Origin of the sequence: Methylorubrum salsuginis, assembly GCF_900114375.1 — a bacterium.
Taxonomy (GTDB): Bacteria; Pseudomonadota; Alphaproteobacteria; order Rhizobiales; family Beijerinckiaceae; genus Methylobacterium; species Methylobacterium salsuginis.
The window spans coordinates 58,672-77,798 of sequence record NZ_FOSV01000016.1 but is presented as its reverse complement, the minus strand read 5'-3'; the positions used below and the strand labels follow the sequence as shown (position 1 = coordinate 77,798).

General features: G+C 67.0%; 15 protein-coding genes and 2 tRNA genes. 9 read left to right on the top strand and 8 right to left on the bottom strand.

Going from position 1 to position 19,127, the window contains the following annotated elements:
- Window positions 1–37: 37 nt before the first annotated feature.
- Together BM140_RS17695 and glnA are read right to left on the bottom strand one after the other, a co-directional pair.
- Window positions 38–1,969 (bottom strand): putative bifunctional diguanylate cyclase/phosphodiesterase, encoded by a 1,932-nt coding sequence (locus tag BM140_RS17695; RefSeq protein ID WP_165616488.1) that lies wholly within the window; start codon window positions 1,967–1,969, stop codon window positions 38–40.
- Between the two features lie 195 nt (window positions 1,970–2,164).
- Complete coding sequence (gene glnA / locus BM140_RS17690) at window positions 2,165–3,574, bottom strand: type I glutamate--ammonia ligase (protein ID WP_091949368.1); 1,410 nt, start codon at window positions 3,572–3,574, stop codon at window positions 2,165–2,167.
- Window positions 3,575–4,128: 554 nt separating this feature from the next.
- On the opposite strand from glnA, the gene BM140_RS17685 reads away from it, so the two are divergent.
- Window positions 4,129–5,175: a glutamine synthetase beta-grasp domain-containing protein gene (locus tag BM140_RS17685; protein WP_091949365.1), complete on the top strand. Its 1,047-nt coding sequence runs from the start codon at window positions 4,129–4,131 to the stop codon at window positions 5,173–5,175.
- 138 nt (window positions 5,176–5,313) lie between these two features.
- Here BM140_RS17685 and BM140_RS17680 read toward each other — a convergent pair whose 3' ends face one another.
- Window positions 5,314–6,243, bottom strand: a complete 930-nt coding sequence (locus BM140_RS17680) for a glutaminase (RefSeq protein WP_091949362.1) — start codon at window positions 6,241–6,243, stop codon at window positions 5,314–5,316.
- 92 nt (window positions 6,244–6,335) lie between these two features.
- A complete protein-coding gene (locus BM140_RS17675; RefSeq protein ID WP_003600526.1) occupies window positions 6,336–6,674 on the bottom strand; it encodes a P-II family nitrogen regulator in 339 nt (112 codons plus the stop codon).
- A 185-nt stretch (window positions 6,675–6,859) separates the two neighbouring features.
- Between BM140_RS17675 and BM140_RS17670 the strand changes: the two genes are divergently transcribed.
- Window positions 6,860–8,365: an NAD(P)H-hydrate dehydratase gene (locus BM140_RS17670; RefSeq protein ID WP_091949359.1), complete on the top strand. Its 1,506-nt coding sequence runs from the start codon at window positions 6,860–6,862 to the stop codon at window positions 8,363–8,365.
- Between the two features lie 3 nt (window positions 8,366–8,368).
- On the opposite strand, the gene BM140_RS17665 is transcribed toward BM140_RS17670, so the two are convergent.
- Entirely contained in the window at window positions 8,369–9,862 is a 1,494-nt protein-coding gene (locus tag BM140_RS17665; RefSeq protein WP_091949356.1) for a multicopper oxidase family protein, read from the bottom strand.
- Between the two features lie 321 nt (window positions 9,863–10,183).
- On the opposite strand from BM140_RS17665, the gene BM140_RS17660 reads away from it, so the two are divergent.
- The 6 genes from BM140_RS17660 (at window position 10,184) to BM140_RS17635 (ending at window position 17,058) form a co-directional block, all read left to right on the top strand.
- Window positions 10,184–10,268: transfer RNA gene (locus BM140_RS17660), tRNA-Leu, on the top strand.
- A 137-nt stretch (window positions 10,269–10,405) separates the two neighbouring features.
- On the top strand, window positions 10,406–11,833 hold the full coding sequence (gene tig / locus BM140_RS17655) for a trigger factor (protein WP_091949353.1): 1,428 nt from the start codon (window positions 10,406–10,408) through the stop codon (window positions 11,831–11,833).
- Window positions 11,834–12,004: 171 nt separating this feature from the next.
- Entirely contained in the window at window positions 12,005–12,631 is a 627-nt protein-coding gene (locus BM140_RS17650; RefSeq protein ID WP_091949351.1) for an ATP-dependent Clp protease proteolytic subunit, read from the top strand.
- A gap of 250 nt (window positions 12,632–12,881) precedes the next feature.
- Window positions 12,882–14,153 carry an ATP-dependent Clp protease ATP-binding subunit ClpX gene (gene clpX, locus BM140_RS17645; protein ID WP_091949348.1) on the top strand — a complete coding sequence of 424 codons (1,272 nt, stop codon included), beginning with the start codon at window positions 12,882–12,884 and terminating at the stop codon, window positions 14,151–14,153.
- A 269-nt stretch (window positions 14,154–14,422) separates the two neighbouring features.
- The gene (lon, locus tag BM140_RS17640) at window positions 14,423–16,846 is read left to right on the top strand and encodes an endopeptidase La (RefSeq protein ID WP_091949345.1); all 2,424 of its coding nucleotides are present in this window, start codon (window positions 14,423–14,425) and stop codon (window positions 16,844–16,846) included.
- 136 nt (window positions 16,847–16,982) lie between these two features.
- Window positions 16,983–17,058: transfer RNA gene (locus BM140_RS17635), tRNA-Val, on the top strand.
- Window positions 17,059–17,075: 17 nt separating this feature from the next.
- Here BM140_RS17635 and BM140_RS25495 read toward each other — a convergent pair.
- Window positions 17,076–17,327 (bottom strand): hypothetical protein, encoded by a 252-nt coding sequence (locus BM140_RS25495; RefSeq protein ID WP_131803879.1) that lies wholly within the window; start codon window positions 17,325–17,327, stop codon window positions 17,076–17,078.
- A 74-nt stretch (window positions 17,328–17,401) separates the two neighbouring features.
- Window positions 17,402–17,752 (bottom strand): hypothetical protein, encoded by a 351-nt coding sequence (locus BM140_RS25490; protein WP_131803878.1) that lies wholly within the window; start codon window positions 17,750–17,752, stop codon window positions 17,402–17,404.
- A 36-nt stretch (window positions 17,753–17,788) separates the two neighbouring features.
- On the opposite strand from BM140_RS25490, the gene BM140_RS17625 reads away from it, so the two are divergent.
- The gene (locus BM140_RS17625; protein WP_091949339.1) at window positions 17,789–18,619 is read left to right on the top strand and encodes an ABC transporter permease; all 831 of its coding nucleotides are present in this window, start codon (window positions 17,789–17,791) and stop codon (window positions 18,617–18,619) included.
- 52 nt (window positions 18,620–18,671) lie between these two features.
- Here the strand turns inward: BM140_RS17625 and BM140_RS25485 are convergent, their stop codons facing one another.
- Window positions 18,672–18,908: a hypothetical protein gene (locus BM140_RS25485; protein WP_131803876.1), complete on the bottom strand. Its 237-nt coding sequence runs from the start codon at window positions 18,906–18,908 to the stop codon at window positions 18,672–18,674.
- Window positions 18,909–19,127: the final 219 nt, after the last annotated feature.

Genomic DNA, 19,127 nt, shown 5'->3' with positions numbered 1-19,127 from the left:
GCCCGGAGCCTACCCCAATCCGCCGGCTCCGTCCCGGTCAGGCCGCGGCCGCGGCGCGAGACCCACGCGGCAGGGCCCAAAGGGGCGGCGCGGCCTCGAAGGCCGGAATCGCAGCGGCCGGCATCGGCTTGTGGAAGAGGTAGCCCTGCATCGCACGGCAGCCGACCGAGCGCAGAAGCAGCAACTGGTCGGCGGTCTCGACGCCTTCGACCACACAGTCGAGGGTGAGGTGGCGGCAGAGATCGAGGATCGAGCGGACGATGTTGAGCGAGGTCTCGTCCTCGGCGCAGCGGATGACGAAGCTGCGGTCGATCTTGAGCCGATCGACGGGCAGACGTTGCAGGTAGCTGAGGCTCGAGTAGCCGGTGCCGAAATCGTCCAGGGCGATGCCCACGCCCAGCGCCCTGAGCGAGGTCAGGGCGCGCGTGGCGTCGCCGAGATCGCGCATGAGACCGCTTTCGGTCACCTCGAAGACGATCCGGCGCGGATCGATTCCGCTCGCCACCACCATCGCGGCGAGATGATCGACGCTCTCGGGTGCGGCGATGTCGTGGGCCGACAGGTTGAAGGAGAGCCGGCGCTCCGCCGGCCAGTCCCGCATCGTGTCGAGCGCCTGACCCAGCAGGACGCGGCTGAGATCGCGGATCAGTCGGCTGCGCTCGGCCACGGGGATGAACTCGGCGGGCGACACGAATCCGAGCGTCGGGCTCTGCCAGCGCGCCAGTGCCTCGTAGGCCTCGACGCGCCCGCTCACCGCGTCCACGATCGGCTGGTAGAGCAGGCGGAACTCCACCGCGAGGTCCGCCCGCCGCAGCGCCTGCTCGATCGCGGCATCGCGGCGCAGCACCGCCTCGTGCTCGGGCGCGAAGCACACCGCCGCGCCGCGGCGGCAGGATTTGGCGTGGTAGAGGGCGAAGTCGGCCCGGTCGACCAGGGTCTCGGCGCTCGCCGCCGCCTCGGGGAAGCGGGCGAAGCCGACCGAGGCGCCGATCTGGGCCGGGCCCTCCCGCAGCAGGTAGGGCTGGCCCAGCAGGGCGCAGATGCGGCGGCCGACGGCGTCGAGATCCGTCTCCTCCGCAACGATGAGCCCGAACTCGTCGCCGCCGAGCCGGGCCGCCCAGCCCAGCCCGGCCCCCTCCAGGCGCCGGGCCACCTCTCGCAGAACGGCGTCGCCGGCCCCGTGCCCGAGACTGTCGTTGACGGGCTTGAAGCCGTCGAGATCGATCAGGCCGACACCGAAACGTCCGCCCGTGACGGTCGCGTGGGTGACGGCCTCCTCCAGCCGCGCCACGAAGGCGCGGCGGTTCGGCAGGCCGGTCAGCGCATCGGTCAGGGCGAGGCGGCTGTTCTCCTCGGTGAGGTCGACCAAGCGGCAGAAATCGCGGTAGGCGAAATTTTGCATCACCATCGAGCCGATCAACACGAGGAAGTAGTTGACGATCGACACCCGCACCAGCGGCTCACCGATCATGAAGAAGTAGATACAGAAGCACACGGCGATCGTCGCCAGAATATAGGCAGCACTGCGCAGCTGCGCGATACACTGCATGCAGAACATCACCGTGACGGTGAGAAAGAAGATGACGTGCATGTCGCTGGCGTCGTTACCGTACCCGTACAGCATGGCCGACCAGAACGAGGCGAAACCGCCAACGATCACGGTGAACAGGCTGACCGAGCGCAACTGAGCGAAGGCCTCCTTTTCCTGGGACGTGCGCCGGGCCAAGCGGATCCAGGCCAGCGAGCGTCCTCCGATGCCGAGAAGCAACAGAATCGGAGGGCCGAGGACGATCCAATCGGGCGCCAAGCCGTAATGTGCGTAGGCGAGCACGACCGCGTTGAGGCCGAGGACAACGTAGAGCATCAGGACTTGCCGGGCGAGCGCCTGGAACTGCGCCGCGGCCAGCACGGGATCGTTCTCCCGGACGGTATAGAGATCGAGGAGGCGGCGGAGCCTCGGAACAAGCATCACGGTCTCGCGGTCGTCACGTGCAACGCGACGACTTGACACTAACATTTCCTAATAAATTAAGCCCCGGCATGCCCGTCCTGCGTGAAATGCGGCGGATCGAGCGAGCGGTGCGGCAAACGCAAAACGCCGCAGCCCGGGGGCTGCGGCGTTCGCGAGACCGTATCGGGACGCCGGCCTACGCCGGCAGGTCGGTTACAGCGAGTAGTACTGCACGAACTCGATCGGGTGCGGGGTCATCTCGTAGCGCAGCACCTCGGTCATCTTCAGCTCGATGAACGAGTCGATCTGATCGTCCGAGAACACGCCGCCGGCCTTGAGGAAGGCGCGGTCCTTGTCGAGGTTCTGCAGCGCCTCACGGAGCGAGCCGCACACGGTCGGAATCTTCTTCAACTCGCGCGGCGGCAGGTCGTAAAGATCCTTGTCCATGGCCGGGCCCGGATCGATCTTGTTGAGGATGCCGTCGATGCCGGCCATCAGCAGCGCCGAGAAGGCGAGGTAGGGGTTGGCCATCGGATCGGGGAAGCGGACCTCGACGCGCTTGGCCTTCGGGTTCGTCGTCCACGGGATACGGCAGGAGGCCGAGCGGTTGCGGGCCGAGTAGGCCAGCAGCACGGGGGCCTCGTAGCCCGGCACCAGACGCTTGTAGGAGTTGGTGGACGGGTTGGTGAAGGCGTTGAGCGCCTTGGCGTGCTTGATGATGCCGCCGATGTACCACAGGCATTCCTGGGAGAGGTCGGCGTACTTGTCGCCGGCGAACAGCGGCTTGCCGTTCTTCCAGATCGACTGGTGGACGTGCATGCCGGAGCCGTTGTCGCCGTAGACGGGCTTGGGCATGAAGGTCGCGGACTTGCCGTAGCTCTGCGCCACGTTGTGGATGCAGTACTTGTAGATCTGCATGTGGTCGGCGAGCAGCGTCAGCGTGTCGAACTTCATGCCGAGCTCGTGCTGGGCGGAGGCCACCTCGTGGTGGTGCTTCTCGACCTTGACGCCCATCGACTGCATGGCGGCCAGCATCTCGCCGCGCATGTCCTGGGCCGAATCCTGCGGCGGCACGGGGAAGTAGCCGCCCTTGGTCTGGATGCGGTGGCCGAGGTTGCCGCCCTCGTAATCGGTGAAGCCGTTGGTGGGCAGCTCCGTGGAATCGAGCTGGAAGCCGGTGTGGTAGGGGTCGGCGCCGAACTTCACGTCGTCGAACACGAAGAACTCGGCCTCGGGGCCGACGAAGATGTCGTCGCCGATGCCGGTCGAGCGCAGATAGGCCTCGGCGAGCTTCGCCGTGCCGCGCGGATCGCGCGAATAGGGCTCGCCGGTCGAGGGCTCGAGCACGTCGCAGACGATCGACATGGTGGACGCCGAGAAGAACGGGTCCATGCAGGCGGTGACCGGGTCGGGCATCAGCAGCATGTCGGACTCGTTGATCGCCTTCCAGCCGGCGATCGAGGAGCCGTCGAACATTGTGCCCTCGGAGAAGATCTCCTCGTCGACGAGGGAGACGTCGAAGGTCACGTGCTGCCACTTCCCGCGCGGGTCGGTGAAGCGGAAGTCGACGTATTTCACGTCGTTGTCCTTGATGGCCTTCAGCACATCAGCGGCCGTTTTCATCGTGTGCGTCTCCTCGGGTCGTCTCGTCAGGCGGAAGCGGCCGGGAGGGCCGTCCGGGCCGGGGCTGATCCCGGCCGGTCGTCGGATCGTCGAAGGGGGGAGGGGGCTCGTCTCTCGAAGACCCAGACGGGTCCGCGCGCGATTGGCGCGGCACGGGTCCTGAAGCGGGCATCCCTCCTCGCGCCCCGGCCGGTCCGGCCGACGGGCGCGGACGATAAAGCCCGCGCTCGGCCGCCGCCACCCGTCCTGAGACAAAAATCTCCGCCCCGGCGGGCCTTTCATGGAAAAGGACGTGCCGATCCGTCCGATCAGGGCGACGCTTTTACGCAGGAACCTTCGACTCATTTGCCGACACATTGGCACGGTGCATGCTAGAGGCCGATCCGAAGCGAACGGGTTGAGCCGGACGCTTCGAGGGTCCGGCGAAAGCCCCGGCCCGCCGAGGGATCGGCGCCCGCGACGCGGCGACGAAGTCCAGGCGAGGCTCGGGCGAACAGGGCGCCGGACTCGGGGCTGTCAGACGGGTTTCGTCGATCAGGAACGAGAGACAGGCAATGACGAAGTACAAGCTCGAGTATATCTGGCTCGACGGCTACACCCCGGTTCCGAACCTGCGCGGCAAGACGCAGATCAAGGAGTTCGACAGCTTCCCGAGCCTGGAGCAGCTCCCGCTCTGGGGCTTCGACGGCAGCTCGACCCTGCAGGCCGAGGGCTCCTCGTCCGATTGCGTGCTCAAGCCGATCCGCCACTTCGTCGATCCGGCCCGCACCAACGGCGTGCTGGTGCTGTGCGAAGTGATGATGCCCGACGGCAAGACCCCGCACCCGTCGAACAAGCGCGCCACCGTGCTGGACGATGCCGGCGCGTGGTTCGGCTTCGAGCAGGAGTACTTCCTCTACAAGAACGGCCGCCCGCTCGGCTTCCCCGAGACCGGCTACCCCGCCCCGCAGGGCCCGTACTATTGCGGCGTCGGCGCCTCCAACGTCGGTCCGATCGCCCGCAAGATCGTCGAGGAGCATCTCGACCTCTGCCTCGCCGCCGGCATCAACCACGAGGGCATCAACGCCGAAGTGGCCAAGGGCCAGTGGGAATTCCAGATCTTCGGCAAGGGCTCCAAGAAGGCCGCCGACGAGATGTGGATGGCCCGCTACCTGCTCCAGCGCCTGTGCGAGAGCTACGACATCGACATCGAGTACCATTGCAAGCCGCTCGGCGACACCGACTGGAACGGCTCCGGTATGCATTGCAACTTCTCGACGACGTTCATGCGCGAGACCGGCGGCAAGGACTACTTCGAGGCCATGATGGCCCAGTTCGAGAAGAACCTCGACGACCACATCGCCGTCTACGGCCCGGACAACCACATGCGTCTGACCGGCAAGCACGAGACCGCCCCGTGGAACAAGTTCTCCTACGGCGTGGCCGACCGCGGCGCCTCGGTGCGCGTGCCCCACTCCTTCGTGAACAACAACTACAAGGGCTACCTTGAGGACCGCCGCCCGAACTCCATGGGCGACCCCTACCAGATCGCCTCGCAGGTGCTGAAGACGATCTCCGAGGTCCCGCTCCCGGGCGAGGCTGCCGAGAAGGCCGTCGCGTAAGCGCCTTCGAGGCCGAAGCTTTTCACGGCCGATGACAGCCGCTCCCGCCGCAAAGCGGGGGCGGTTTTTGTTTGTCTGCCATGCGCCATACGCTGCGAAGGCCCCCCTCGCCCCACGTGCGAGAAGAGGGGATGCACGTCACACCCCGAAAATCGACCAGCCGGTGCGCTTCACCAGCATCTCCAGGGCGATGCGCCCGAGATGCGAGTTGCCGGCCGCGTCCAGCCCCGGCGACCAGACGCAGATCGAGGCCTTTCCGGGCGCCACCGCCAGAATCCCCCCGCCGACGCCGCTCTTTCCGGGAAGGCCGACCCGGTAGGCGAAGTCGCCGGAGCCGTCGTAATGGCCGCAGGTCAGCATGATGGCGTTGATGCGCCGAGCCCGCTCGGCCGAGATCACCGTGTGGCCGGCCAGCGGATGAAGGCCGGAATAGGCGAGATACAGCCCGGCGGTGGCGAGCTGGCGGCAGCTCATGGCGATGGCGCAGTGGTGGAAGTAGACGCCGAGCGTGTAGTCGACGGGGTTCTCGATCACGCCGAACGAGCGCATGTAGTTGGCGAGCGCCGCGTTCCGGAAGCCCGTGCGCTTCTCCGAGGCCGCCACGGTCTCGTCGATGGCGATGCCGCTGTCCTGCGCCAGGAACTGCATGAAGCGCAGGATCTCGCCCAACGCCTCCCGCGGCTGATGGCCCGACAGGATCACGTCGGTGACCGCGATGGCGCCCGCATTGATGAAGGGATTGCGCGGGATGCCCTGCTCGCGCTCCAGCTGGACGATGGAGTTGAACGGGCTGCCCGAGGGCTCGCGCCCGACTTTGCGCCACAGCCGGTCGCCGACCATGCCGAGCGCCAGCGTGAGGGTGAAGACCTTGGAAATGCTCTGGATCGAGAAGGAGATGTCGGCCTCGCCCCCGGCGGCGACGCGCCCCTCGCGGTCGATCACCGCGAGGCCGAATTGCCCCGCATCGACGCGGGCAAGTTCGGGAATGTAGCTCGCCACCGCGCCGCGGTCGGGCCGCGCCCGCATCTCGTCGGCGATCTCTTTGACGATGGTATCGAGATCGGGCACGGGCACGCTCGCTGAGGCACGCGCCTCAGAGAGCGCGCGAACGCCCGTTCACGAAGCGCGCCAAGTCGTCAGAAGTGGGAAAAGCCGCCCGCTCAGATCGCGTCGGTTCCGGTCTCGCCGGTGCGGATGCGGATCGCTTCCTCAATGGTCGAGACGAAGATCTTGCCGTCGCCGATGCGGCCGGTCTGGGCCGACTTGCGGATCGCCTCGACAGCGCCCTCGACCAGAGCGTCGGACAGGACGATCTCCAGCTTCACCTTGGGCAGGAAGTCCACGACGTATTCCGCGCCGCGATACAGCTCGGTATGGCCCTTCTGCCGGCCGAAGCCCTTGGCCTCGATGACGGTGATGCCCTGGAGGCCGACCTCTTGGAGCGCCTCCTTCACCTCGTCGAGCTTGAACGGCTTGATGATCGCCTCGATCTTCTTCATCCCGGCTCGGTCCGATGCGCGCGTCGTCTGTGCTGACGACATGTCTATCATCGCGGCCGCGCGACCGCCACGGTGATTTGCAGGGCAGGCCGGCGAAGTTGCGCATCAAGCAGGCATTGCCTGCGGAATATGCGGGCAATCGCGTCGGTTTCGATGATTCTTTAGGCAGAGAGTGAGCGCCACGGATGCATCAGCCGGCCCATACCCCGAAGTTGGCCCTGCGGCTGCTCACCGTCGAGGCGATGCGGCGGGTCGATGCGGCGGCGATCGATGCGGGCACGCCCGGCTTCGCGCTGATGGGTCGAGCCGGCGCGGCGGTGGCCGAGCGGGTGCTCGCGCTCGGAGCGGAGAGGATTCTGATCCTATGCGGGCCGGGCAATAACGGTGGCGACGGATTTGTGGCCGCGCGCCTCCTTATGGAGGCGGGTCGCGCGGTCGAACTGCAGCTTTTGGGTGACCGATCCGCATTGACGGGCGACGCGGCGCTCGCCGCCGCCGAGTGGACCGCCCCGACCTCCCCAGCGAAGACGCCGCTGCCCGAATGCGACCTGATCGTCGACGCGCTCTTCGGCGCAGGCCTGTCGCGGGATCTGGACGGCGCGGCCCGCGCCCTGGTCGAGGCGGTGAACGCGTCCGGCCGCCCGGTCCTGGCGGTCGATGTCCCGAGCGGCCTCGACGGCGATACCGGCCAAGTCCGTGGCGCGGCGGTGAAGGCACATGAGACCGTGACCTTCGTGGCGCTCAAGCCCGGCCACCTGCTCCAGCCCGGCCGGTCGCTGTGCGGCGCGATCACGCTCGCCGATATCGGCACCGGTCCCGCGGCGCTCGCCGACGGGCTCGCGGGCGCGCCGAGCCTGTTTCGGAACGCGCCGGGGCTTTGGACGCTGCCCATCCTGTCGGCGGCAAGCCATAAATACACCCGCGGCCACGCCCTCGTCCTGTCGGGCCCGGCCTACAAGACCGGGGCGGCCCGGCTCGCCGCCCGCGGGGCGTTGCGGGTCGGTGCCGGCCTCGTCACCGTCGCTTCGCCGAACTCCGCATTGCCGGAGAACGCCGCGCAGCTCACCGCGATCATGCTGCGCCCCTGCGAGACCGCCGACGACCTCGACGACCTCCTCGTCGACGACCGCCTCAACGCCCTGCTGCTCGGTCCCGGCCTCGGCACCGGCCCGGCCACCTGCGAGTTCGTGGCCGTCGCGGCCGCCGCCGGCCGAGCCCTGGTGCTCGACGCCGACGCCCTGACGAGCTTTCGCAGCGAGGTGCGGACCCTCGCGCGTCACATCCGCGACGGCGAGGCGCAGGCCGTGCTGACCCCGCATGAGGGCGAGTTCGCCCGCCTGTTCTCCGGCACGGACGCCGTCGCCGAGGGCTTGGCCAAGCCCGAGCGCGCGGCGCGGGCGGCCCGGCTCGCCGGCTCGGTGGTGGTGCTGAAGGGCGCCGACACGGTCGTCGCCGCCCCCGACGGCCGGATCGCGATCAACGATCACGGCTCGCCCCATCTCGGCACGGCCGGCTCGGGCGACGTGCTCGGCGGGCTGATCTGCGGGCTGCTGGCGCAGGGCCTGGCACCGTTCGAGGCGGCTTGCGCCGCCGTCTGGCTCCACGGCGATGCCGGTTTGCGCCACGGGCCGGGCCTCATCGCCGAGGATATCCCGGACTTGATGCCGGCCGTGTTGCGCGATCTGTCTTGAGCGTCAGCTCACCTCGAAGCTCGTCCAGAGTCCCGTATCGAATCGCTCCAGCACCGTCGAGGACAGGAGCCAGCGGCCGGGATTGTCGGCCACGAACGCGATCTGGGCGTGGCGGCCTTCGGGGATCTGCACGGTGTCGAGCCAGTAGGGCTCCCAGCCGTCGTCGAGGAGGTGGAGCAGGCGGAAGACGTGGCCGTGAAGGTGCAGGATCTGCGGGAAGCCGGTGTCGTTGCGGATCGTCAGCACCACGACCTGCCCACGCTTGACCGTGAACAGCGGGCCCGCGCCCGCCGCGCCGCTCGCGCCGTTGATCTGCCAGACCTTCCTCGGGTCGCCCGTATAGGGCGTCTCGGCGCCGGGCTTGGTGCGGTCGGGCTTCACCCCGCCGGTGATCACGAGGTCGCGGCGAAATGCGCTCTGGAGCCTGATCTCGTCGGGCAGGCGCTTGTTCTCGGGGATCGAGGCGATCGGCCCGCGCCCGGCCTGCGCCGCCGCCTCGCCCGCGACGGTCAGCGTCGCAAGGGGCAGGCCCTGGCCGACGAGCGCCGTGATCGTGCCGGCCGGACCGGCCTCCTTCGGCAGATCGAGGAGCAGGTCGTAGCGGGTGCCCGGGGCGAAGGGGAGGGTGGCCTTCAGCGGCTCGAACGTGTCGGCGGGCTGGCCGTCGACCGCCGCGACGTAGACCTTCACCCCGTCGAAGCGGATGCGGATCGCCCGCGCGTTGCAGGCATTGGCGAGCCGCAACCGCACCCGGCTGCCGGGGCGGCCTTCGAGCGTCAGCGGGATTGGCTGTCCGTTGAGCGTCACCGCGTTGCCGAGCCGGCCCGCGGCCGCCGCGAATTCCACCTGCCCGAACGGGAGCAGGGCGCCGGCTTCGTCGAGGCGCCAGTCTTGCAGCAACAGGCTCACGTCCTGATCGACCGGCGGCGGGGCCGTCTCCTCGACGACGAGCAGACCCGCCAGCCCGCGGCCCGAGGGCTCGCTCGCTCCGCCGACGGTGAGCGGCCGGATCAGGAAGGTGCCGGCATCGGGCGGGGTGAAATCGTAGAGAAAGTCCTTGCCCGGCGCGATCGGCGCCTGCGTGACGCCACCGACGCCGTCCATGGCGTTGCGGTTGCGCACCCCGTGCCAGTGAAGGGAGAGCGGCTTGTCGGTGCCGTTCTCGACGCGAAGGCGCAAAGCCTCGCCGAGCTTGATCCGCAGGACCGGGGGGGCGGATTCCGAACCGAGGCGCCATACGGCGGTCTCGGGGGCGGGCTCGGGCTTGAGCCGGGTTTTGGCGGGAGCGGCCTTGAGCGGTTTCACCTCGGCCGGCTTGGCCTCGGCAGCGGGTGCCTCGGCGGGCTTGGCCGCGGGGGCCGGCTTGCGAGGCGCCTGCGCTGCGGCGGCGAAGGGCGCCAGCGTCAGGGCCGCGCTCCCGGCGATCAGCGCGCGCCGGGACAGGCCGTCCGCCTCCCGGGTCGGCTCGGGTCGGGCCTCGGGGGCGGGCATTCGCATGGGGGCTCGTTCGGCTGACGGGGCAGGGGCCCGCGTTGTAGCCGGGCCGTTCGGGATGCGCCAATCACGGCCGGAAGTGGTCGAGACGATCGACAACCGTCGCTCGCAGGAGGCACGGCCGTATGGCCCGGCGCGAAGAGCGCCGCGCGGAGCGGGCCTCGGCGTCAGCCGAGGCGTCTAGCGAAGCGATAGCCTAAGGCCGCGGACGCGGCCGCCGGCGCCTGAGGCCAACCAAGAACAAATTTTTGCTGCGGCCTCCGGTGCGCGTGCTATAGACGCGCGCTTCGAAGGCCCGGACAGGGCCATGTCGCTCAAGCGCTCGCGGGCGTGGCGGAACTGGTAGACGCGCTGGATTTAGGTTCCAGTGTCGCAAGACGTGGGGGTTCGAGCCCCTCCGCCCGCACCAAGTCCGCATCGGCCCGGCCTCGGGACCGGGCCGGTCCCCGCCGGGCGTTCGCGCCGTCGGAGCCCTCCAACGGGTCTCCAGCGGCGCCGCGGCATCGAGGACGAGATTGCGGTTTTTGAAAAAGCGGACGAACGACGATGCAGGTGACCGAGACGACCTCCGAGGGGCTGAAGCGCGAGTTTCAGGTACTCCTCCCCGCCACCGAGCTTGAGGATCGCCTCAACACCGAGCTCTCGAACATCAAGGGCAAGGTCCAGATCAAGGGCTTCCGCCCCGGCAAGGTGCCGGTGGCGCATCTGCGCAAGGTCTACGGCAAGTCGGTGATGGCCGACGTGCTGCAGAACGCCGTCAACGAGGCCAACCAGCAGATCGTGGCCGACAAGGGCCTCAAGCTGGCGCTGGAGCCGCAGATCGAGTTCCCGAAGGACGAGGAGCAGAACATCATCGAGCGCGCGCTCGATGCCAAGGGCGACCTCGCCTTCAAGGTGAAGCTCGAGGTGCTGCCGAGCTTCGAGCTGGCCGACCTCTCCGACGTCTCGATCAAGAAGCTCGTGGTGAAGCCCTCCGACGAGGAGATCACCGAGGCGCTGGAGCGCATGGCCAAGGACGGTCGCTCCTTCGAGGACCGCGAGGGGGGTGCGGAGGCGCAAGTTGGCGATCAGGTCGTGATCGACTTCGTCGGCCGCATCGACGGCGTCGAGTTCGAGGGCGGCAAGGGCGAGGACGTCCCGCTGGAACTCGGCTCCAACACCTTCATTCCCGGCTTCGAGGATCAGCTCGTCGGCGCCAAGGTCGGGGACAGCCGCGTCGTCAAGACCGCCTTCCCCGAGGGCTACCAGGCCGAGCAGCTCGCCGGCAAGGATGCCGAGTTCGACGTGACCGTGAAGGCCGTCAAGGCGGCGGGCGAGGCCAAGATCGACGACGAGCTGGCCAAGCGCTTCGGCATGGACGACCTGGAGAAGCTGAAGGAAGCCGTCTCCAAGGCGATCGGCTCCGACTACGAGGCCCAGTCGCGCCGCAAGCTCAAGAAGGAGCTGCTCGACGCGCTGGACGGCAAGTACGCCTTCGAGCTGCCGCCCTCCCTGGTGCACCAGGAGTTCGCCGCCGTGTGGGCCCAGGTCGAGCAGGACCTGAAGAACCGCGGCAAGACCTTCGAGGAAGAAGGCACCACCGAGGAGGCCTCGCAGGCCGAGTACCGCAAGATCGCCGAACGCCGCGTGCGCCTCGGGCTGGTGCTTGCGCAAGTCGGCGAGACCGCCGATATCAAGATCTCGGATGACGAGGTCAACCAGGCCCTCTTCGCCCGGATCCGGCAGTTCCCGGGTCAGGAAAAGCAGGTCTACGACTTCTACCGCAACAACCCCCAGGCGCTCGCCGAGCTTCGCGCGCCGCTGTTCGAGGAGAAGGTCGTCGACCACGTCCTCGGTCAGGTCCAAGTGGTCGAGGAGCCCGTCTCGAAGGAGGCGCTCTTCGCCGAGGACGACGAGGCCGACGCCTCCGCGTCGAAGGCCGACGAGCCCAAGGGTGACAAGAACGAGACGGCGTCCGAGCAGGCCGCCGGCTGATCGACGCCCAGCGGCTCCGCGGCGGGCGCGATCGGAACGTGGTCACGGGGCGCCCGCCGGTCGGGCGCCTCGCGGTTGACGAAGATCAGACGGCGTTAACGTGCGCCGTGTTCGCTGTAACCTCCGGCCCCGGGCGATTCGTCCGGGCCGGACCCGGAGCCGAGGGCTGACATGAGAGATCCGGTCGATTACTTCCACAACTCGCTCGTGCCGATGGTGGTCGAGCAGTCGAGCCGCGGCGAGCGGGCGTTCGACATCTACTCCCGGCTTCTGCGTGAGCGAATCATCTTCCTGACCGGTCCGGTGGAAGACCAGGGCGCTTCCCTGATCGTCGCCCAGCTCCTGTTCCTCGAGGCCGAGAACCCGAAGAAGGAAATCTCCTTCTACATCAACTCGCCCGGCGGCGTGGTGACCTCGGGCCTGTCGATCTACGATACGATGCAGTTCATCCGCTGCCCGGTCACGACCCTCTGCGTCGGCCAAGCCGCCTCGATGGGCTCGCTGCTGCTGACGGCCGGCGAAGCCGGCCACCGATTCGCCCTGCCGAACGCCCGGATCATGGTGCACCAGCCCTCCGGCGGCTTTCAGGGGCAAGCGACCGACATCCTGATCCATGCCCGCGAGATCGAGGCCCTGAAGAAGCGCCTCAACGAGATCTACGTGAAGCATACCGGCCGCGACTACGAGACGATCCATCAGGCGCTCGAGCGCGACAACTTCATGACCGCCGAGGCGGCCAAGGAGTTCGGCCTGATCGACGACATCCTGCACAAGCGCCCGGAACCCGCCGCTGCGTGAGGCGGATGACCCGGACGCGTCCGAGTGAGGCGTCCGGGGCACGCCGGCAAACCATGCGGCCATTCGGCGCTTGCCCGGCCCCCGGGGCCGGTTGATCCCGAGGCGGCAGCGTGGTTGCATCGGGATTCGAGCGCCTCACTCCCGACGCATCCGCGCGGTGTGACTGTTTCTTTAGGCGGATGCGCTTACATCCTATGACCGAAGCGCGCGCCCTGCTGGCTGGGGCCGCGCCCGCGAACCGGAGACCGACATGAGCAAGACCGGCGGCAACGACTCGAAGAGCACGCTGTACTGCTCGTTCTGCGGCAAGAGCCAGCACGAGGTCCGCAAGCTGATCGCGGGCCCGACGGTGTTCATCTGCGACGAGTGCGTCGAGCTGTGCATGGACATCATCCGCGAGGAATCGAAGTCCTCGCTGGTGAAGAGCCGCGACGGCGTCCCGACCCCGAAGGAAATCCGGCGCGTCCTCGACGATTACGTCATCGGTCAGGACTTCGCCAAGAAGGTCCTCTCGGTGGCGGTGCACAACCACTACAAGCGGCTCGCGCACGCGACGAAGCACAACGACGTCGAGCTGGCCAAGTCCAACATCATGCTGATCGGGCCGACCGGCTCGGGCAAGACGCTGCTGGCCCAGACGCTCGCCCGCATCCTCGACGTGCCGTTCACCATGGCGGACGCGACCACGCTGACCGAGGCGGGCTATGTCGGCGAGGACGTCGAGAACATCATCCTCAAGCTGCTCCAGGCCTCCGACTACAACGTCGAACGGGCGCAGCGCGGCATCGTCTACATCGACGAGATCGACAAGATCTCCCGCAAGTCCGACAACCCGTCGATCACCCGCGACGTGTCGGGCGAGGGCGTGCAGCAGGCACTCCTCAAGATCATGGAGGGCACCGTCGCCTCCGTGCCGCCCCAGGGCGGGCGCAAGCATCCGCAGCAGGAGTTCCTGCAGGTCGACACGACGAACATCCTGTTCATCTGCGGCGGCGCCTTCGCGGGGCTGGAGCGCATCATCTCCCAGCGCGGCAAGGGCACGTCGATTGGCTTCGGCGCCAGCGTCCAGGCGCCCGACGACCGCCGCACCGGCGAAGTGTTCCGCTCGGTGGAGCCGGAGGACCTGCTGAAGTTCGGCCTCATCCCCGAATTCGTCGGCCGTCTCCCCGTGCTCGCCACGCTGGAGGACCTCGACGAGGAGGCCCTCAAGAAGATCCTGCAGGAGCCGAAGAACGCGCTCGTCAAGCAGTACCAGCGCCTGTTCGAGATGGAGAACGTCGAGCTGACGTTCCAGGACGAGGCGCTCAGCCTCGTCGCCCGCAAGGCGATCGAGCGCAAGACCGGCGCCCGCGGCCTGCGGTCGATCCTAGAGACCATCCTGCTCGATACGATGTACGATCTGCCCGGGCTCGACTCGGTCGAGCAGGTGGTCATCGGGCCGGAGGTGGTGGACGGCAAGTCGAGGCCGCTCTTCATCCACGGCGACCGCAACAAGGACGCACCGGCCAGCGTCAGCGCCTGATCGGCAGTCAAAAGGGCCGCCCGGCACAAGCCGGCGGCCCTTTCTCGTTCGGGGGTGGCCGCTTGAAAGCGCGCCGGCGAAGGACCAATTCAGGTCCATCGCAGCCGGCACGCTTCTTCCTCTCCCCCGCTCTTCCCAAGGTGCGGGCTGCGCTACCAGCCGCAGACGTATCATTCGCCCCCGACCCTTCGCGGCCCGGTCGGCACCTGGCAGGATGCTTGCTCGATCCGAGGAGCGCATGCCCGGCGTCAACAGATAAGGGAAACCCCATGACCCAGTCGAAATCGCGCCAGCCGGTCGTCCCCGGTTCGACGGGCTCCTACGCCGTCCTGCCGCTGCGCGACATCGTCGTGTTCCCGCACATGATCGTGCCGCTCTTCGTCGGCCGCGAGAAGTCGATCCGTGCGCTGGAAGAAGCCGTGCGCTCGGACCGCCACATCCTGCTCGCGACCCAGATCAACGCCAGCGACGACGATCCGGCGACCGACGCGATCTACAAGATCGGCACGCTCGCTTCCGTCCTCCAGCTCCTGAAGCTGCCCGACGGCACCGTGAAGGTGCTGGTCGAGGGCGCGGGACGCGCCCAGATCGAGGAGTTCGTCCGCTCCGACGAGTTCTACGAGGCCCGCGCGCTCACCCTCGACGACGATCTCGGCGACCGCGTCGAAGCCGAGGCGCTCGCCCGCTCGGTGATCTCCGAGTTCGAGAACTACGTGAAGCTCAACAAGAAGATCTCGCCCGAGGTCGTCTCCGCCGTCACGCAGATCGACGAGCCCTCGAAGCTCGCCGACACGGTCGGCTCGCATCTCGCGGTCAAGATCGCCGACAAGCAGGCAATCCTGGAGATTCCCACGGTGGCCGCGCGCCTGGAGCGCGTGCTGTCGCTGATGGAGAGCGAGATCTCCGTGCTGCAGGTGGAGAAGCGCATCCGCACCCGCGTCAAGCGGCAGATGGAGAAGACCCAGCGCGAGTACTACCTCAACGAGCAAATGAAGGCGATCCAGAAGGAGCTGGGCGACGAGGACGGTCGCGACGAGCTGGCCGAGCTGGAAGAGAAGATCGAGAAGACCAAGCTGACGAAGGAGGCCCGCGAGAAGGCCACCGCCGAGCTGAAGAAGCTCCGCCAGATGTCGCCGATGTCGGCCGAGGCCACGGTCGTGCGCAACTACCTCGACTGGATGCTCGGCATCCCGTGGGGCAAGCGCTCGAAGATCAAGAAGGACCTGCTCGGGGCTCAGGCGCTCCTCGACTCGGATCACTTCGGTCTCGACAAAGTCAAGGACCGGATCGTCGAGTATCTGGCCGTGCAGCAGCGGACGAACAAGCTGACCGGTCCGATCCTCTGCCTCGTCGGCCCGCCCGGCGTCGGCAAGACCTCGCTCGGCAAGTCGATCGCCAAGGCCACGGGGCGTGAGTTCGTGCGGATGTCGCTCGGCGGCGTGCGCGACGAGGCCGAGATCCGGGGCCACCGCCGGACCTATATCGGCTCGATGCCCGGCAAGATCGTCCAGTCGATGCGCAAGGCCAAGACCTCGAACCCGCTCATCCTGCTCGACGAGATCGACAAGATGGGCATGGATTTCCGCGGCGATCCGTCCGCGGCGCTCCTCGAGGTGCTGGATCCGGAGCAGAACGCGACGTTCAACGACCATTACCTCGAGGTCGACTACGACCTGTCGAACGTGATGTTCGTGACGACCGCGAACACGCTCAACATCCCCGGCCCGCTCATGGACCGCATGGAGGTGATCCGCATCGCCGGCTACACCGAAGAGGAGAAGCTGGAGATCGCACGCCGCCACCTGATCCCCGAGGCGATGAAGAAGCATGGGCTCGGGACCGACGAGTGGTCGATCACCGACGACGGGTTGATGATGCTCATCCGCCGCTACACGCGAGAGGCGGGCGTCCGTAACCTGGAGCGCGAGATCTCCAACCTGATCCGCAAGGCGGTGAAGGAGATCCTGATCACCAAGGTCCGGCAAGTCGAGGGCAACCCCGACACGCTTCCGGTCTTCCTCGGCCCGCCGAAGTTCCGCTACGGCGAGATCGACGCGGACGATCAGGTCGGCGTGGTGACGGGTCTGGCCTGGACCGAGGTCGGTGGCGAGTTGCTGACGATCGAGGGCGTCATGATGCCCGGCAAGGGCAAGATGACGGTCACGGGCAACCTGCGCGACGTGATGAAGGAGTCGATCTCGGCCGCGGCCAGCTACGTCCGCTCGCGGGCGCTGGACTTCGGCATCGAGCCGCCGCTGTTCGAGCGCCGCGACATCCACGTCCACGTGCCGGAGGGGGCGACCCCCAAGGACGGGCCGTCGGCGGGCATCGCCATGGCGACCGCGATCATCTCGACGCTCACCGGCATCCCGGTGCGCCGCGAGGTGGCGATGACCGGCGAGGTGACCCTGCGGGGCCGCGTCCTGCCGATCGGCGGCCTCAAGGAGAAGCTGCTCGCCGCGCTCCGCGGCGGCATCAAGACGGTGCTGATCCCCGAGGAGAACGCCAAGGACATCGCCGAGGTGCCCGACAGCGTGAAGCAGGGGCTGGAGATCATCCCGGTCTCGCGGATGGATCAGGTGCTGACGCACGCCTTGGTGCGCCAGCCCGAGCCGATCGAGTGGGACGAGCCTCTGCCGGCCAAGGCCCCGGCCCGCGGCGACGACGACAGCGCCACGCTCGTCGCCCATTAGGGGCGAGCCGGACAAGTATGAGAAGGCCCCCGGAGCGCAGGCTCCGGGGGCCTTTTTCGTGCCGGAAGCGGATGGGACGACGGCCAGCGTCTTGCGCGCGCGCCCGCGCTTCCGTAACGCTTCGCGCGTCATGGCCGGGCGGTTAGCTCAGTTGGTAGAGCGTCTCCTTTACACGGAGAGGGTCGGGGGTTCGAGTCCCTCACCGCCCACCACGCCGTCGACACGGCGGTCAGTCCGCATAGGCCACGCCCCATTCGCGCCCGTCATGCCAGACGACGCGGCAGGCGGCGTCGATGGCGAGTTCCGGGCAGTTCAGGCGGAAGGCCGCGCCAGGACCGAACGTGTCGGGAAACTCGAGCAGTGCGCCTTGCTCGTTATGGTTCCAGATCAGGCATTCCGTCACAGTCGTTCCATCGAGTTGGCGACAGGTCCCGAACTTGAACCCGTTGAGACGTGTCAGGCGCCGTCGTTCGTCAGACAAGGCGTGCTCCCGGACTCGCGTGTGTGTCAGTGAGACATGAGCGCTCTCGGGAAGCAAACGAGAGCGAGGCGCAATCAAAAATTTTCATTGGCATCGACCTCACGCGCTCGGGAAGGGCTGCGCCATAAAAGAGCCAAGCTCCCGCCGCATGCGAAAGGCCGTCGCTGTGCGAGCCGGATGCGGGGGCAAGGGCCATGTTGGATCGTCGCATCGTTTGGACGGACGCCCATGCTCTCCAGCGGCGGGCTCGCCGGCTCGTTCGTCGGTTGGTCCTGCTGAGCGTTTCGCTGATCGGGATCGGCGTCGCTTATCCAACGGACAACACGGCGCTCGACGACGATGCGGATCGGGACGAGCGCGTCGCCTTCCGCCACTTCGTATGACGGCTGCATTCCCTCCCTGATTTCGGCGCGATTGCGGTCCATCAAGCCGCGATCGCCTTCTTGCGTGCGACGGATTCCATGAGCACAGCGACCACGGCCGTCTCGGTCAGTCGACATCAGGTACAACCGCCGACCCGATCCGCTTCGGAGCGTCCAACACAGGTCGACGGCTATCTTAGCGTCCTCAGCGCGCTCATCCTGCGCGATATGCGCAGTCGGTTCTTCGGCTCGTACTGGGGCTATTTGGTCCAAATGCTATGGCCGGCCGCGCACGTCTTTCTACTTGTTACGCTCATGCACATCCGCGGAATGGAATCTCCAATGGGAGATTCGCCGCTCCTTTTCATTGCCACGGGCGCTTTTCCCTTTCTATCCTTCAAATACATCTCTCGCGAGATGATGAAGGGATACGGCATTCATAAAGCCTTGACGTGGTTCCCCCAAGTCAAACGCGTCGATACAATGGTCGCGCGCGGCTTGGTTGAAATTTGCAGCAGCTTCATGGGCCTCGGTGTTGTCTTCGTATTCCTCATGTGTTGGGGCGTCGATCCACTTCCTGTCGATATGACCATGGCAATAACCGGATTTCTGGCTGCCATCGCAATGGGGCTTGGAGTTGGAGTTTTTAACGTCGCGATGGTTTCAATTTTTCCGTTCTGGATGCTGATGTATGTCGTGATCGCAATCCTTCTTTATATTTCGAGCGGAATTATGTTCATGGGCTGTTACATGCCGGAACAGATATACTCGATCATGAAGTGGAACCCGTTGGTTCAGATCGTCGAGTGGGTCCGACTCGGCTACGAACCCAATCTTCCGATCACGATTGATTATCTCTACGTCTTGGGCTGGATCTTCTCAGCCTTTACGGTCGGTTTCCTGATGGATCGATACGTGGTCGCCCGCTGACCGGAACGGCCATGTTGGGACCGTCGATGGGACGAGCCGCCCAAGCGGCAGATCAAGTCAGACGATGCGGTCGGCCCGGTTCGAGGCGGAGGATCGCGACGGCCTCCGGGGCCAGCACCTCGCTCGTAACTTCGGCGATGTCGCACTGGTCGAGCCCCGTGATGACAGCAGCCAGCGCCGTTCCCGGATCGGTTGTGAGGACCGCAAAACGTCCCGGGACTGCACCGGTGACATGGATGACATGTGCCCGCAAGGGTACGGCCGTCCGCCGGAACGGGTTGAAAGCCATGGCCTCGGCCCCTGTCGGCTACACCCCACGTCGACTGGATAGTCGTCGTGAGATCTCGATTGTGAAACTGTCAGCTTCGCATCGCCCCATGATCTCGCGGTGGAGCGCCGCTCGCGGTCGTATTTCCAGAACGACTTCGCATCGCTCGCCACTTTCAAAAAACAACAAACATTATGAAGTCTGCACCCGTGTCTGAGGCGCCATGGCTTAAACGCGACC

Excerpts from the sequence above, each read along its gene's own strand:
- tig (WP_091949353.1), top strand. The coding sequence starts at position 10,406 with ATGCAGGTGACCGAGACGACCTCCGAGGGGCTGAAGCGCGAGTTTCAG.
- clpX (WP_091949348.1), top strand. The coding sequence starts at position 12,882 with ATGAGCAAGACCGGCGGCAACGACTCGAAGAGCACGCTGTACTGCTCG.
- BM140_RS25490 (WP_131803878.1), bottom strand. The coding sequence starts at position 17,752 with ATGGACCGCAATCGCGCCGAAATCAGGGAGGGAATGCAGCCGTCATAC.
- BM140_RS17670 (WP_091949359.1), top strand. The coding sequence starts at position 6,860 with ATGCATCAGCCGGCCCATACCCCGAAGTTGGCCCTGCGGCTGCTCACC.
- BM140_RS25485 (WP_131803876.1), bottom strand. The coding sequence starts at position 18,908 with ATGGCTTTCAACCCGTTCCGGCGGACGGCCGTACCCTTGCGGGCACAT.
- BM140_RS17675 (WP_003600526.1), bottom strand. The coding sequence starts at position 6,674 with ATGAAGAAGATCGAGGCGATCATCAAGCCGTTCAAGCTCGACGAGGTG.
- BM140_RS17685 (WP_091949365.1), top strand. The coding sequence starts at position 4,129 with ATGACGAAGTACAAGCTCGAGTATATCTGGCTCGACGGCTACACCCCG.
- BM140_RS17695 (WP_165616488.1), bottom strand. The coding sequence starts at position 1,969 with ATGCTTGTTCCGAGGCTCCGCCGCCTCCTCGATCTCTATACCGTCCGG.
- BM140_RS17625 (WP_091949339.1), top strand. The coding sequence starts at position 17,789 with ATGAGCACAGCGACCACGGCCGTCTCGGTCAGTCGACATCAGGTACAA.
- BM140_RS17650 (WP_091949351.1), top strand. The coding sequence starts at position 12,005 with ATGAGAGATCCGGTCGATTACTTCCACAACTCGCTCGTGCCGATGGTG.
- BM140_RS17665 (WP_091949356.1), bottom strand. The coding sequence starts at position 9,862 with ATGCGAATGCCCGCCCCCGAGGCCCGACCCGAGCCGACCCGGGAGGCG.
- glnA (WP_091949368.1), bottom strand. The coding sequence starts at position 3,574 with ATGAAAACGGCCGCTGATGTGCTGAAGGCCATCAAGGACAACGACGTG.
- lon (WP_091949345.1), top strand. The coding sequence starts at position 14,423 with ATGACCCAGTCGAAATCGCGCCAGCCGGTCGTCCCCGGTTCGACGGGC.